Raw genomic sequence first — 12205 nt, 5'->3', positions numbered from 1 at the left:
CGCGTGCCGTCACGGAAGACGAAACGGGCCCGGCGCAAGCCGGGCCCATCTGTTTGGGCGATGCGCCGCCGAGCTCTACGCCCGGACGGGCAGCGGACGGGCGGCTACGAGGCCAGCGTGACGAAGGCCGGCGCGTGGTCGCTCGGCCGTTCCCAGGTGCGCGGTTCGCGGTCGATGCCGGCATCGACCGTGGCCGGCAACAGCGTTTCCGACACCAAGGTCAGGTCGATGCGCAGGCCGAGGTTGCGGCGGAACGCGGCCTGGCGGTAATCCCACCAGCTAAAGATGCCGGCCTCCTGGTGGTGCAGGCGGAAGGCATCGTGGAGGCCCAGTGACTGGAGGCGAAGCAGGGCGTCGCGTTCGGCGCGCGAGGTGAGGATGTGGTGGTCGTCCCACACCTGCGGGTCGTGTACGTCGCGCGCGTCCGGGGCGATGTTGAAATCGCCCAGCACGACCATCCTCGGCCAGCGCGCAAGGTCCCGCGCCAGCCAATCGTGCACGGCGGAGAGCCAGCGCAGCTTGTAGTCGTACTTGTCGGTGCCGAGATCCTGGCCGTTGACCACGTACAGGTTGACGATGCGGATGTCCTTCACGGTGGCCGCGATCACCCGCGCCTGCGGATCGTCGAAGCCGGGGACGCCGCGTTGCACGTCCTCCGGCGCGCCGACGCGCGAGAGCAGCGCAACGCCGTTGTAGGTCTTCTGGCCGCTGAAGACGACCTCGTAACCGGCCTCGCGGATCGCTTCGGCGGGGAATTTCGCGTCCTCCAGCTTGGTCTCCTGCAAGCCGACGACATCGGGCCGGCAGCCCTCCAGCCATTGCAGCAGGTGCGGCAGGCGCACGTTGAGCGAGTTGACGTTCCAGCTTGCGATTTTCATGGCGGCCAGTGTAGCGGCGTACACTCGCGGCCATGAACAACCTCCGCGACTACCTCGACAAGACGCCGGTGATCGGCGCGCGCAGCTACATCGATCCGACGGCGCGGGTGATCGGCGAGGTGACGCTGGGCGATGACGTATCGGTCTGGCCGTTCACGGTGATTCGCGGCGATGTCAATTTCATTCGCATCGGCGCGCGCACCAACGTGCAGGACGGCACGGTGATCCACGTCAGCCACGACGGCCCGCACGCCAGGCGGGGCGGCTTCGCCACGGTGATCGGTAGCGATTGCACCATCGGCCACAAGGCCATCGTGCACGCCTGCCGGATCGAGGACGCCTGCCTGGTCGGCATGGGGTCGATCGTGCTCGACGGGGCGGTGATCCGCCGCCACGGTTTTCTCGGCGCCGGCGCGCTGCTGGCGCCGGGCAAGGAAGTCGGCGAGGGGGAGATGTGGCTGGGCAGCCCGGCGAAATTCGCCCGCCGGTTGAGCGATGCCGAGATCGAAGCGTTGTTCTATTCCGCCAATCACTACGTCAAGTTGAAGGACGAATATCTGACTGGCAAACGCCGCGAGCCGTGAGCGCCACCGCCGTGGACGGGGTGTTGAAGCGTGCGGGCGCATCCCGTGCTGGATGCGGGCAAACAAGTGTGGTGATGCCGCACGCGGCCGCGAACGGCGAGGCGCATCCATCGCGATGGTCGAGCTTTTCCGAGTGGCCCATGCGGCCGTGAACCACCCACGCCCGGAAATGGGGGGCGTATTGATTTCTTAGTGGCCTGCGCGGCCACGGCAGCCGTACATCGCGGACGCGCTCACCCGGTCTTTCCTGGCGGCCCCAAGGGCGTGGAGATTGAAACGCCTCCAATGGGTTTTTTTGCCCGGGTTTCAGGGGCACGCCCTCACGGGCGGGTGAGTATTTCGAGGGTTTCGAGGTTCGCCATCGCTTCTTCGCGCGATGCGCCGCACATCGAGGCGCGGGCTTGCAGCGTGGCGCAGAAGGCGGGCCGGGCGGGGTTGCCGAACAGGCGGCAGCGCATCGCATCGTCCAGTTGGCCGCATGCCAGGCCGGCGGGTTTGCCGCGTGGCATCGCGGGGATCGGCAAGGTGATCGAGGGCGCGATGCAGCAGGCGGCGCAGCCGGGCCGGCAGTCCATCTTCAGTGTTCGCGGCCCGTGGCCGTGGCCATTTCCGGGCCGCCGGTGGAAAGGCGCAGTTGGGTATAGACGGGGTCGGTGTCCGGGCGCATGCCGTGCCAGAGCTGGAAGGCTTCGGCGGCCTGTTCGACCAGCATGCCGAGACCGTCGATGGCGTTGGCGCAGTGGTGCGCGCGGGCCCAGGCCAGGAAGGGCAGCGCGGCGCGGCCGTAGTTGAGGTCGACGCAGGTGCTGGCCGCGCCGATCAGGCTGGCCGGCAGTGGCGGCAGTTGGTCGTCGTGGCCGGCCGAGGTGGCCTGCACGATGAGATCGAATTCGCCCATCCCGGGCAGTTCCGCCAGCGTGCAGGCGCGCAGGCGCGCGGGGTCGTAGAGCCGGTCGAGCAGGTCGTAGGCGCGGTGGCGGGTGCGGTTGGCGATGACCAGTTGAGCGAGCCCGGCTTCCATCAGGGCCGGGGCCACGCCGTGGGCCGCGCCCCCGGCGCCGATCAGCAGCGCGCGCTGATCGTGCAGGTCGAGGCCGCGGCGTTCGCGCAGGTCGCGCACCAGGCCGGCGCCATCGGTGTTGTCGCCTTCCCAGCGGCCATCGCGCAGCGACAGGGTATTGACGACGCCGGCCTTGCGCGCGCGGTGGCCAAGCTGGTCGCAGCGCGCGGCGGCTTCGGCTTTGTCCGGCGCGGTGACGTTCGCGCCGATGCCGCCGGCGGCGGCGAAACGCTCCAGGGTGATGGCGAAACCGGCTTTGGCGGTATCGATGGCGAGGTAGGTCAGCGGCACACCGCACTGGCGTCCGAACGCGGCATGGATGCGCGGCGAAAGCGAGTGTGCGACGGGATGGCCGAGTACGGCGTAATGCGGCAGGCCCATGGGTCAGGCCAGGTGGCGGGCGTAGCAGTGCTGGGTCTTCTCCGGTGCGTAGCCGATGCCGGGGTAGAAGGCGTGCGCCGCCTCGCGCGGCAGGTCGGCGCGCGCGCTCAGGCGGTTGACGCCGCGCTTGTACGCCCATAGCTCGGCGGCCGAGACCAGCGCGCGGCCGGCGCCGCCACGGCGCAGTTCGGCATCCACCGCCAGCGCGACGATCTCCACCAGCGCGCCGGTTTCCAGCAGTAGGCGTTGTTCGGCGGCGATGTAGCCGTGTACGCGGTCGTCCTCGTCGCAGGCGACGAACACCGCCTGGGTGGGGTCGTCCAGCAGCTTGCGCAGGCGGCGGGCGATGTCGGCCTCGCTCGTGGGGTGGCCGAGCTGGCCGGCCAATGCGGAGATCGCGGCGGCGTCCTCGCCACGGGCGTGGCGAATCGAAAGTGCGTGGGTGGCCATCGGTTCAGCGCGCCTCACCAAGCCAGCGCGCGGCATCCAGCGCGAAATAGCTCAGCACCGCGTCGGCGCCGGCGCGCTTGAAGCCGGTCAGCGCTTCCAGCACGCAGGCGCGTTCGTCCAGCCAGCCGTTGTGCGCGGCCGCCTTCAGCATCGCGTATTCGCCGCTGACCTGGTAGACGAAGGTCGGCATGCCGAATTCGTCCTTCACCCGGCGCACGATGTCGAGGTAGGGCATGCCGGGTTTCACCATGACCATGTCGGCGCCTTCGCCGATGTCCTGATCGACCTCGCGCAGTGCTTCGTGGGCATTGGCCGGGTCCATCTGGTAGGTGAATTTGTGGCCTTTGCCGAGCGCGCCGGCGCTGCCCACCGCGTCGCGGAACGGGCCGTAGAAGGCGCTGGCGTACTTGGCGCTGTAGGCCAGGATGCGGGTGTGGATGCGGCCCTCGGCCTCCAGTTCGCTGCGGATCGCGCCGATGCGGCCATCCATCATGTCGCTGGGCGCGACGATGTCGGCGCCGGCTTCGGCGTGCGAGCTTGCCTGCTTCACCAGCGCTTCGACGGTCTCGTCGTTCAGCACGTAGCCGTTGGCGTCGAGCAGCCCGTCCTGGCCGTGCGAGGTGTAGGGGTCGAGCGCGACGTCGGTGATGACGCCAAGTTGCGGGAAGCGCGATTTCAGCGCCCGCACCGCGCGCTGCACCAGGCCGTCGGGCGCCCAGGCGGCTTCGGCGCCGAGCGATTTGGCCTCGGGCGCGGTGACGGGGAACAGGGCGATGGCGGGGATGCCGAGTTCGCACATCTCCTCGGCGACCTTCAGCAGTTCGTCGATGGAAAGCCGTTCGATGCCGGGCATCGAGCCGACCGGCGCGCGGCCTTCCGGTTCGTGGATGAAAACCGGGTAGATCAGGTCGTCGGGGGTCAGAACCGTCTCGCGCATCAGCCGCCGCGAGAAATCGTCGCGGCGCATCCGCCGCGGTCGCATGTAGGGGTAGCTCATCGGCCCATTGTACGCGCGCGGGCCGGTCTCACAGCAGGCCGCCGCCGATCGACAGGCGGAGCGCGCCGACGCCGATCGCCACCAGATTCAGCCACAACCCGGCTTTGGCGCGGCCGTGGTTTTCCGGGCGGGTGAAGAGCAGGCCGATGGCGGAGATGATCGCGCCCAGGGCGGCGAACGGGATCATGAAGCAATTGCCCCAGCCCAGCAGCGGGATGAGCGAAAGCACCATCCACGACAAGGCCAGCATGCCCCAGATCACGCTGATCGCGCCCATGTTTCCACTCCAAGTCGATGACGTTCGGCATCCTCGCATGCCGCGCGCGATGCCGGCATGAGGCTTCAGCCGTGAACGCCGTCGATCTCCACCGCCAGCTCGCGCCGGCAGATCGCCGCGTGCAGGACGAGGCGCGGCACGTGAGCGCCCAGGCGTTCGTCGAGCGCGCGCGCGACCAGTGGCAGGTCGGCGGCGTCGCGGACGTAGACCTTGAGCCGGGTGCCGGCGCCGAAGGCCGGGGGCAGGGCCGGCTGGCGCAGGCGCGCGGCGGCGAGCAGGGCATCGAAATTGACGAAGGTTTCCTCGATCTGCTTCAGCAGTTCGCCCTCGTGGCGGGAGGCATGGCCGACCACCGCGGCGGTGCCCGAGAGCAGCAGCGGGGTGTGGTCGACCGTGGGAGGCAGCATGGCGCGGGCGAAGCTGGGCGGCTGCGGGCCGTATTGGCGCGGGTAGCGATAGGCGCTGACCTGGCGCGGGTTCTCCACCGGCCGGCCCGGGGCCTTGGCGGCCAGCCAGTAGATCTGTAGCACGCGGGCTTCGTCGCAACGGCCGATGGCGGTGGCGGCGGGCAGGAGCGCGGTGCGGAAATCGCCCAGGCCCGCCGCGCGACCAACGCAGAATTCGCGATAGCGCTCGGCATCGCCCTCGCCGTGGGTGATGGCGTCGAGATAGTTCCAGATCCGCAGCAGGTGCGGGAAGCCGCGCGCGGCGACGAATTCGCCCAGCCGGGCGTAGGCGTGGCGGGCGGCCTCGCGGATGCCGTTTTCGCTCTCGGCGACTTCGATCGCGCCAAACAGCAGTTCGTCGTCGCTGGCCCATTGCACGTCGCCGTCGCGGCCGTGCGCCACCGGCGCGTGCGCGCGCCAGACTTCCATGAGCGGCGCGCCGTATGGGGCCAGCGGTACCCGCAGCCAGCGCGGGTCGTCGCTGGTCGGCGCTTGCGGGCCAAAGCCGAATGCCGCCAGCACGTCGTCCTGGGCCAGCCAGCGCCGAGGGTCGCCCGCGGCGACGTAATCCACTTGTAGATGCGGGTGGCGGGTGGGGGCTTGCATGGTGTGTCGCATCATCCCTGAAGGGTCTCCTCGCGCATTTCCACCGCCACCTGCCGGCGCCGGTGACGCCAGGCACGCCAGGCGCCGGGCAGCATGCCGAGGGCGGTCAGGGCGTAGATGATGCGGAAAATCCGCAGCCGGCGCAGCACCGGGCGGGCATCGAAGATATCGCCGACCAGCATCGAGACGATCGCCCGCTCCACGCCCATGATGTCGCGGGGGGCGGAGAACAGCGCTTCCATCGCCGGCGAAGTGAAGCGGTAGATGAACCATTTGAATTCGTCGAGGCCGGTATCGAAGGCGCGTTGGAAGCGCCGTTGCAGCGTCGCCTCGCGCGCCGGCGCGCGCAGGATCGCATCGACCATCAGCGCGCTCTGCTCGGCGCTGTGCATGGCGAGGAACACGCCGGAGGAGAACATCGGATCGACGAAGGCGTAGGCGTCGCCGATCATCGTCCAGTGGCGGCCGTGCATCCGCGTGCATTCGTAGGCGTAGTTGCCGGTGACGTGTACCGGCGCGACGCGCTCGGCGCCGCGCATGCGCTCGGCGACTTCCGGCACCCGCGCCAGGGTTTCCATCAGGAAGTTTTCGGTGTCGCCGCGACGGGTCTTGAGGTAGTCCGGCCAGCACACCGCGCCGACGCTCATGCTGCCGTCCGGCAGCGGGATCATCCATACCCAGCCGTGGGCGTGGCGGTAGATGCTGACGTTGCCCGCGTGGCGGCCTTCGCGCCGCGCCGCGCCGCGAAAGTGGCTGAACACCGCCGCCGAGGCATGGCGCGGGTTCTTGCGTTTGAGCTTGAGCTTGGCGCCAAGAAAGGTATCGCGGCCGCTGGCGTCGAGCAGGTAGCGCGGCCGCCAGCGCCGGCCGCCTGCGTGCACGGTGATGGCGCCGTCGTCGTCGAACTCGACCCGTTCGACGGCGGTGTCCTCGCGGGCGTCCACCCCGGCTTCGCGCGCGTGCTCGAACAGCACCTGGTCGAACTCGGCGCGTTTGACCTGGAAGGCGTAGCCGGCGGTCTCGCGCAGGGTCCTGCCGAAATCGAAGACGTTGAAGCTGCCGTCTTCGGCGGGAAAATCGGCGCCGAGTTTGAGCAGCCCGACCTGGCGCACCTTCTCCAGCGCGCCCAGGCGTTCGAGGATCGGGATGTTCATCGGCAGCAGCGATTCGCCGATGTGGAAGCGCGGGTGGCGATCCTTTTCCAGCATCGTCACCCGCCAGCCCTTTCGCGCCAGGAAGGCGGCGGCGCAACTGCCGGCCGGGCCGCCGCCGATGACGAGGACATCGGTGGCGATGGCGGGGAGGGCGGGAGCGGTAATGGAATCGGGCATGTCGAAAGCGTGGAAAAACCGGCCTGAACGGGAGCGGCCCGCGCCGGGAGTGGCGCGGATGATAGCGCGCGCTTACTCTTCCGCATTGACCCGCGTCAGCGGGGCGCACGATCTCGACGAATAGGGAAGCCTGAACGATGTCCACCCAAACCGCCGCCGAACGCGAATTGGCCGAGTTGCTGGTCGAAAGCCTGAACCTGGAGGACGTGGCGCCGGAGTCGATCGATCCCGAAGCGCCGCTGTTCAACGCCGGCCTGGGCCTGGATTCGATCGACGCGCTGGAGCTGGCGTTGGCCATTTCCAAGAAGTACGGCTTCCAACTGCGTTCGGACAGCGAGGAGAACCGCCGTATCTTCGCCTCGCTGCGCGCGCTGTCCGGGCACGTCCAGCAGAACAAGGCCGGCGGCTGAGCGGGTCGGTGGAGGCGGCGCCGGTGGATGCGTGGTGGCTGCGCCCGCTGCTGGTACTGGTCTATCTGCTGCTGGCGCATTTCTCGGCCATCCTGGGGCTCGTCTGGCTGAACGCGTTGGCGCTGCTGGTGATCGTCATGCTGCTGCTGTTGCCGGGGCTGTCGGCGCGCCGGGCCTGGGCCTGGCTGGCGCTGGCCGCCGCCGCTGTGCTGCTGGCGCAGGCCGGGCGGGTGTCGGCCGGCTGGCTCGGCATCGGGCCGCTTCTGGTGCCGGTGGTGTTCGTCGGCCTGTTCGGCGGGCTGTTCGCGCGTACCCTGCGGCGCGGCCAGGTGCCGTTGATCACCCGCATCGTCGCGGCGATGGAGCGGGTGCCGGCCAGCGAGTTGTCGCCCGAGCTGTACCGCTATTCGCGCGGGCTGACCATCGTGTGGACGTGCGTGCTGGCGTTGCTGGCGCTGGTCAACCTGGGGCTGGCGCTGGTCGCCGAGCGGGTGGGCCTGCTGGCGCGACTGGACGTGGCGGTGCCGTGGACGGTGAGCGAGGCGCAGTGGTCGTGGTTCGCCAATGGGTTCAATTACGGTCTGGTCGGGCTGGTGTTCGTGTTCGAGTACGCCTATCGCGCGCGCCGTTTCCCCGGCCGCTACAAAAGTCCGCTGGACTTCGCCCGGCGCATGGCCGCGCTCGGCCCGGATACCTGGCGCGAGTTGTTGAAATGAGTGGGCGGGTTGCAGTCGGCGCCTTCGGCGCGATACCGGATGGTCGCGCCGCCGCCGCGCAAGGAAACCTACCGGCCAAGCCGCGTGGCGAATCGCGCGGGCAACGCGGCCGCCTGCCGCCTGCCGCGTTCCGGCGCGCCTTGATGCCGGGCGCGGGGGCATTCCGGGCCGGGCTGGCGTCGGTGGGTGACGGCGGGCCTTCGCGCGGGGTGTCGCGGCCATGAGCCACCACTTCGTCATCCCGCACGCGCATCCTTGCTTGCCCGGGCACTTTCCCGGCCAGCCGGTGGTGCCCGGCGTGGTGATTCTGGATGAAGCACTGCGCGCGCTGGAAGCCCGGCAGGGCGCGCTGCCGGCGCTGCGCCTGCCGCAGGTGAAGTTTCTTCAGCCGCTGCTGCCGGGGCAGGCGGCAAGGGTCGAACTGTCCGAGGTCGCGCCACGGCGCTGGCGATTCCGCGTGCTGCGTGGCGACGCGCTGATCGCCAGCGGCGAGTTGGCGGCGGCATGAGCATACAGACCAGCCGCGACTGGAAAGCCCGGCCCGAAGGGGGCGGCTTCTTCGCCCTGTGGCTCATCCGTACCATCGCCAAGCGCCTCGGCTGGCGGGTGGCCCGGCCGCTGTTGTGGCCGATCACCGCCTACTTCCTGTGGAAGCGCGGGCCGGAGCGGCGCGCCTCGATCGCCTGGCTCGGCCGCGTTCTGGGCCGGCCGGCCACGCTGCGGGACGGCGCCCGGCACGTCCACACTTTCGCTTCGACCATCCTCGACCGGGTATTCCTGCTCGGCGGCGATCTCGATCGCTACCAGGTGGACGTGCGGGGCCTCGACCAATTGCACGCCCTGCTCGACCAGAACCGCGGCGTGCTGCTGTTCGGCTCCCATCTGGGCAGTTTCGACGTGCTGCGGGTGCTGGCGACGCGGCGCCCGGACTACATCCTCCGCGTGGTGCTGGACAAATCGCAGAACCCCGCGCTGACCCGGCTGCTGGACGCGCTCAACCCGACGCTCGCCGCCAGCATCATCGATGCCGCCCAGGACGGCCCCGTGGTGGCGATGGAGATGAAGCGCGCGCTCGATGAAGGCGCGCTGGTGGCGATGCTGGTCGACCGCGCTCGCCCCGACGAACCTTCACTGCCGGCCCCGTTCGTCGGCGGCCACGCGCGCTTCCCCACCACGCCCTGGCTGCTGGCCGCCGTGTTGAAGGTGCCGGTGGCGCTGGGCTTCGGCCTGTATCGCGGCGGCCGCCATTACGACCTGCGCTTCGAGACCTTCGAGCCGGGTGTGGTGGATATCCCGCGAGCCGACCGGGCCAAGGCGCTGTCCCTGCTCATTCAGCGTTATGCCGGGCGGCTGGAGACTATGGCGCGCGACGCCCCTTACAACTGGTTCAATTTCTATGACTTCTGGGAAGCCGATGACGCCGCCGGGCCGCGAGCGCTGGAGGATGCCGCCGTGCAGCGCCGTACTTTGCGCCGCCGTATTGCCGATGGCGGTGGCCGCCAGCACGACGACGCCGGTCGATAGCGACTGGATATTGTCGAAACTGGCGCGCCCCGCGCCGATGCGTACCGATTTCGTCGAACTGCGCAGCTCGCGGCTATTGAAGAACCCCTTGCGTATCAGCGGCGAATACCGCCGCCCCGATGACCAGACCCTGGTGCGCGAGGTGCGCGCGCCCTACGCGGAAACCACCACCATCAAGGGTGGCAACGCCCGCATCGTGCGCGGCAACGGCCCGGCGCGCAGCTTCGCTCTCACCCGCGCGCCGCAACTGGCCGGGTTGCAGTCCGGCTTCGGCGCGCTGCTTTCCGGAGACACCGCCGCCATCGCCCGCGTATTCGCATTGCGGACGGAAGGCCGCCGCGAGGACTGGCGCATGCGCATGACGCCCAAGGACGCGGCGATGAAGCGCCATTTGCAGGACATCACCCTGTACGGACGCGGCGCCGAGCTGCGTTGCATCGAGACGCGCGCCGTGGCGGGGGGCGAAATCCAGCGCACCCTGCTGGCCAGCGCCGCGCGCGCCCTGCCGGCCGGCGCCGATGCCGCCCGCGTCGAGCGCGCCTGTCACGGCGGCGGCTGAAATCTATTGCGTGGCGGCTTCCAACTGCCGGCGGCGTTCGGCTTCGGCCTGCCGCTGGATCGCCTCGGCCTGTTTCGCCTCGCCCAGCGGCGCTTCGATCGCCTTGCGCAGCTCGTCGTGCCGCTCCGGTGGCGGCGGCGGTTGCGCGGCGCACGCGGCAAGCGCGAGACAGAGCATGGGCGGGGCAAGTATTTTCATTGGTAATCCAGTGGGGAAGATGGAATCGGATACTCGGTTTCGCAATGCTTTCGAGGCGGCGTACTGCGTTGTGCGATTCGGCCTGCCGGTAAATCCACGCATGGCGGCCAGGCGTGGTTGCCATGCCGCCCGGTAAGTCTGCCGGCAGGCGCTTTGCCAGGGCCGGCGCGTATTTCCGGCGGGCCGGGCTTCTGTGCCGGCCTTGCCAGTCAACGCGCCACGGTGACGCCCGGCGCGTATTTACTCGGGTGGTCGCGGGACGATCTGGTAGTACGTTTTTCCGTCGTGCCTGATCTTTTCCTTCAAATTGACGTTGGCGCAATAGTTTTCCCCGCAGCGGGCGATTTGCAACGCGGATAATGCTCGCAAATGCCCCAGCGTTTGTTCCGCCTGCCTCGCTTCCTTCAACTTCGCCCAACTGTAAGTGCCCGAGCCGATGGCCGCGAGCACCGCGCCGATACCAAGGCAGGCTAGCCCGATCCAGGCAAAACTGAGCCGGTCCTGAGCCAGGTGCCTCCTTTCGGCGGCCAGCCCGGCGGTGGTGTCGCGTAATTCCCGGAGCGCCGGGTTCGCTTCGTCGCGGATACGGCCGAACGCCTGCCCCACGCCTTCCATGATCGCGTCGCGTGTTTGTTCCCGGATGCCTCTGGAGGCGGTGCTGACGACCATCCCCGCACTCCCGGACACCGACTGCGCCGCCTGGGAAAGTGAATGGATCTGCTGGTCGTGTTTTTTCGATTGCGCTTCAAGATATTTTTTCTGCTGCGCCTGATAGGTGAGGATCTGGCCTGTGACTTTTTGCAGATAGGCAGCCATGTCTCTCAGTTCTTTCACGGGGTCATCGTGCTGCATGGTGTCTCCCTCGTCAGCGGATCAGCACGCGGTGGTGCTGTTCTTGTTGTTGCTGTTGCTGTTGCTGCTGTTGTTCTTCGAGCGCCAGTCGCTGTGCGTTTTCCTGCCCCCAGGCTTCCCATTCCTTGAACTGCGGCGTCTGCGCGTAAATATCCGCCAGCCTGTCCATTTCCGCTTCGTCGCCGCGTTCCAGCGCCGCCATGTAGCGATTGATATACCGGCCCGCCAGTGTTTCATCCCACGGGTTGGGTGGCCCGGCTTGGGTCTGTTCGTCAGCCGCCTGCGGGTTGCGCGCCTGTTCGCGTGCGTCCTCCTGGCGGCGGGTTTCTTCGTGCTCGGCGGCCAGGCGCGCGTGTTCTTCGATAATCGCCTGTTGCGTCAGCGCCGCTGGCTGTTGGGGGGCGAGCTCGGCCGTTTGTCCGGTTTGCGCCGCCGCCTCGCGCGCATCGTCGTGATGGCCGCCCGCCTGTGGCGAGGCGGGGCTGCGATATCCGTGGCTTTGTCGTGGCGCGGGCGCGCTCGGCTGTGTTTCCCCGCGCGAAGGCATGACCGGCGGCAACGGCGCGGCGGGCTGTGGCGGGTCGGAGACCGTGGGGGGCTGGGGCCGCGCCCGTGCGATCTCCTCGGGCGTGACCACGCTCCGAATCTCCATGCGCTGGTCGTTCTGGCCGCTGATGGTGGCCAGGGCGCCATCGGCCTGCACTTGCAGAAAATACGGCGCCTGCGCTTGGGTCGTACCGTCTTGCGCGTGGCGCTGCGATACCGCCGTGGTGGCCGCGTCGATCTCGGCATCGTTGCGTTGCAAGCCGGCGCGGGCGTAGGCCCCGGCCACCTGGCTGCGCAGGTCGCTGGGCGTCGGGGTCGGGTGGGCGCGCGCCATTTCCGCCATCGCGGCCATTTCCCGCAGGCCGGCTTGTTGGCTTGCCCAGGTGCGGT

General features: G+C 69.0%; 17 protein-coding genes and 1 pseudogene. 7 read left to right on the top strand and 11 right to left on the bottom strand.

Annotated elements, in window-relative coordinates; genetic code table 11:
• Nucleotides 1-104: 104 nt before the first annotated feature.
• Entirely contained in the window at nt 105-878 is a 774-nt protein-coding gene (xth, locus tag EBB59_RS03520; RefSeq protein WP_122100776.1) for an exodeoxyribonuclease III, read from the bottom strand.
• A 32-nt stretch (nt 879-910) separates the two neighbouring features.
• Here xth and EBB59_RS03515 point away from each other — a divergent pair, with 32 nt between their 5' ends.
• On the top strand, nt 911-1462 hold the full coding sequence (locus EBB59_RS03515; RefSeq protein ID WP_122100775.1) for a gamma carbonic anhydrase family protein: 552 nt from the start codon (nt 911-913) through the stop codon (nt 1460-1462).
• Nucleotides 1463-1782: 320 nt separating this feature from the next.
• On the opposite strand, the gene EBB59_RS03510 is transcribed toward EBB59_RS03515, so the two are convergent.
• From EBB59_RS03510 to EBB59_RS03480, 7 genes are all read right to left on the bottom strand, one after another.
• Nucleotides 1783-2037: a YkgJ family cysteine cluster protein gene (locus EBB59_RS03510; RefSeq protein WP_122100774.1), complete on the bottom strand. Its 255-nt coding sequence runs from the start codon at nt 2035-2037 to the stop codon at nt 1783-1785.
• A gap of 2 nt (nt 2038-2039) precedes the next feature.
• Entirely contained in the window at nt 2040-2903 is an 864-nt protein-coding gene (aroE, locus tag EBB59_RS03505) for a shikimate dehydrogenase (protein WP_122100773.1), read from the bottom strand.
• Between the two features lie 3 nt (nt 2904-2906).
• The gene (locus EBB59_RS03500) at nt 2907-3353 is read right to left on the bottom strand and encodes a GNAT family N-acetyltransferase (protein WP_158601698.1); all 447 of its coding nucleotides are present in this window, start codon (nt 3351-3353) and stop codon (nt 2907-2909) included.
• Nucleotides 3354-3357: 4 nt separating this feature from the next.
• Nucleotides 3358-4350, bottom strand: coding sequence for a porphobilinogen synthase (hemB, locus tag EBB59_RS03495; RefSeq protein ID WP_122100772.1), 993 nt, complete (start codon nt 4348-4350; stop codon nt 3358-3360).
• A gap of 28 nt (nt 4351-4378) precedes the next feature.
• Nucleotides 4379-4627: a hypothetical protein gene (locus EBB59_RS03490; protein ID WP_122100771.1), complete on the bottom strand. Its 249-nt coding sequence runs from the start codon at nt 4625-4627 to the stop codon at nt 4379-4381.
• Between the two features lie 65 nt (nt 4628-4692).
• Nucleotides 4693-5679, bottom strand: a complete 987-nt coding sequence (locus EBB59_RS03485; protein WP_425451792.1) for a chorismate transformation FkbO/Hyg5 family protein — start codon at nt 5677-5679, stop codon at nt 4693-4695.
• A gap of 11 nt (nt 5680-5690) precedes the next feature.
• Nucleotides 5691-7010: an NAD(P)/FAD-dependent oxidoreductase gene (locus tag EBB59_RS03480; protein WP_122100769.1), complete on the bottom strand. Its 1320-nt coding sequence runs from the start codon at nt 7008-7010 to the stop codon at nt 5691-5693.
• Nucleotides 7011-7147: 137 nt separating this feature from the next.
• On the opposite strand from EBB59_RS03480, the gene EBB59_RS03475 reads away from it, so the two are divergent.
• The 6 genes from EBB59_RS03475 to EBB59_RS03455 are packed head-to-tail and all read left to right on the top strand — an operon-like array spanning nt 7148 to nt 10219.
• Nucleotides 7148-7420: a phosphopantetheine-binding protein gene (locus EBB59_RS03475; protein ID WP_122100768.1), complete on the top strand. Its 273-nt coding sequence runs from the start codon at nt 7148-7150 to the stop codon at nt 7418-7420.
• Nucleotides 7421-7443: 23 nt separating this feature from the next.
• Nucleotides 7444-8136 carry a ketosynthase gene (locus EBB59_RS03470; RefSeq protein WP_158601697.1) on the top strand — a complete coding sequence of 231 codons (693 nt, stop codon included), beginning with the start codon at nt 7444-7446 and terminating at the stop codon, nt 8134-8136.
• Nucleotides 8133-8360 (top strand): hypothetical protein, encoded by a 228-nt coding sequence (locus tag EBB59_RS13400; protein WP_147455493.1) that lies wholly within the window; start codon nt 8133-8135, stop codon nt 8358-8360. The genes EBB59_RS03470 and EBB59_RS13400 overlap by 4 nt, the downstream gene beginning before the upstream one ends.
• Nucleotides 8357-8644, top strand: a complete 288-nt coding sequence (locus EBB59_RS03465) for an ApeI family dehydratase (RefSeq protein WP_122100766.1) — start codon at nt 8357-8359, stop codon at nt 8642-8644. Before EBB59_RS13400 ends, EBB59_RS03465 begins: the two co-directional genes overlap by 4 nt.
• A complete protein-coding gene (locus EBB59_RS03460) occupies nt 8641-9660 on the top strand; it encodes a lysophospholipid acyltransferase family protein (RefSeq protein WP_122100765.1) in 1020 nt (339 codons plus the stop codon). The genes EBB59_RS03465 and EBB59_RS03460 overlap by 4 nt, the downstream gene beginning before the upstream one ends.
• Entirely contained in the window at nt 9623-10219 is a 597-nt protein-coding gene (locus tag EBB59_RS03455; RefSeq protein WP_170156548.1) for a LolA-related protein, read from the top strand. Before EBB59_RS03460 ends, EBB59_RS03455 begins: the two co-directional genes overlap by 38 nt.
• A 3-nt stretch (nt 10220-10222) precedes the next feature.
• Here the strand turns inward: EBB59_RS03455 and EBB59_RS03450 are convergent, their stop codons facing one another.
• The 3 genes and pseudogenes from EBB59_RS03450 to EBB59_RS13725 all read right to left on the bottom strand — a co-directional run.
• Nucleotides 10223-10417, bottom strand: a complete 195-nt coding sequence (locus EBB59_RS03450) for a hypothetical protein (protein ID WP_122100763.1) — start codon at nt 10415-10417, stop codon at nt 10223-10225.
• Nucleotides 10418-10657: 240 nt separating this feature from the next.
• Nucleotides 10658-11269: a hypothetical protein gene (locus tag EBB59_RS03445; protein WP_122100762.1), complete on the bottom strand. Its 612-nt coding sequence runs from the start codon at nt 11267-11269 to the stop codon at nt 10658-10660.
• Between the two features lie 13 nt (nt 11270-11282).
• Nucleotides 11283-12205, bottom strand: a pseudogene (locus tag EBB59_RS13725) (hypothetical protein); the annotation flags it as partial.

This window comes from Solilutibacter pythonis, from assembly GCF_003697345.1.
Lineage (GTDB): Bacteria > Pseudomonadota > Gammaproteobacteria > Xanthomonadales > Xanthomonadaceae > Solilutibacter > Solilutibacter pythonis.
The sequence above is the reverse complement of the archived record's forward strand: the minus strand, read 5'-3'. Positions and strand labels throughout refer to the sequence as shown.

Excerpts from the sequence above, each read along its gene's own strand:
- EBB59_RS03455 (WP_170156548.1), top strand. The coding sequence starts at position 9,623 with ATGGCGGTGGCCGCCAGCACGACGACGCCGGTCGATAGCGACTGGATA.
- EBB59_RS03445 (WP_122100762.1), bottom strand. The coding sequence starts at position 11,269 with ATGCAGCACGATGACCCCGTGAAAGAACTGAGAGACATGGCTGCCTAT.
- EBB59_RS03450 (WP_122100763.1), bottom strand. The coding sequence starts at position 10,417 with ATGAAAATACTTGCCCCGCCCATGCTCTGTCTCGCGCTTGCCGCGTGC.
- EBB59_RS13400 (WP_147455493.1), top strand. The coding sequence starts at position 8,133 with ATGAGTGGGCGGGTTGCAGTCGGCGCCTTCGGCGCGATACCGGATGGT.
- EBB59_RS03480 (WP_122100769.1), bottom strand. The coding sequence starts at position 7,010 with ATGCCCGATTCCATTACCGCTCCCGCCCTCCCCGCCATCGCCACCGAT.
- EBB59_RS03460 (WP_122100765.1), top strand. The coding sequence starts at position 8,641 with ATGAGCATACAGACCAGCCGCGACTGGAAAGCCCGGCCCGAAGGGGGC.
- EBB59_RS03515 (WP_122100775.1), top strand. The coding sequence starts at position 911 with ATGAACAACCTCCGCGACTACCTCGACAAGACGCCGGTGATCGGCGCG.
- EBB59_RS03465 (WP_122100766.1), top strand. The coding sequence starts at position 8,357 with ATGAGCCACCACTTCGTCATCCCGCACGCGCATCCTTGCTTGCCCGGG.
- EBB59_RS03490 (WP_122100771.1), bottom strand. The coding sequence starts at position 4,627 with ATGGGCGCGATCAGCGTGATCTGGGGCATGCTGGCCTTGTCGTGGATG.
- EBB59_RS03510 (WP_122100774.1), bottom strand. The coding sequence starts at position 2,037 with ATGGACTGCCGGCCCGGCTGCGCCGCCTGCTGCATCGCGCCCTCGATC.
- EBB59_RS03500 (WP_158601698.1), bottom strand. The coding sequence starts at position 3,353 with ATGGCCACCCACGCACTTTCGATTCGCCACGCCCGTGGCGAGGACGCC.
- aroE (WP_122100773.1), bottom strand. The coding sequence starts at position 2,903 with ATGGGCCTGCCGCATTACGCCGTACTCGGCCATCCCGTCGCACACTCG.
- EBB59_RS03485 (WP_425451792.1), bottom strand. The coding sequence starts at position 5,679 with ATGCAAGCCCCCACCCGCCACCCGCATCTACAAGTGGATTACGTCGCC.
- xth (WP_122100776.1), bottom strand. The coding sequence starts at position 878 with ATGAAAATCGCAAGCTGGAACGTCAACTCGCTCAACGTGCGCCTGCCG.
- hemB (WP_122100772.1), bottom strand. The coding sequence starts at position 4,350 with ATGAGCTACCCCTACATGCGACCGCGGCGGATGCGCCGCGACGATTTC.
- EBB59_RS03475 (WP_122100768.1), top strand. The coding sequence starts at position 7,148 with ATGTCCACCCAAACCGCCGCCGAACGCGAATTGGCCGAGTTGCTGGTC.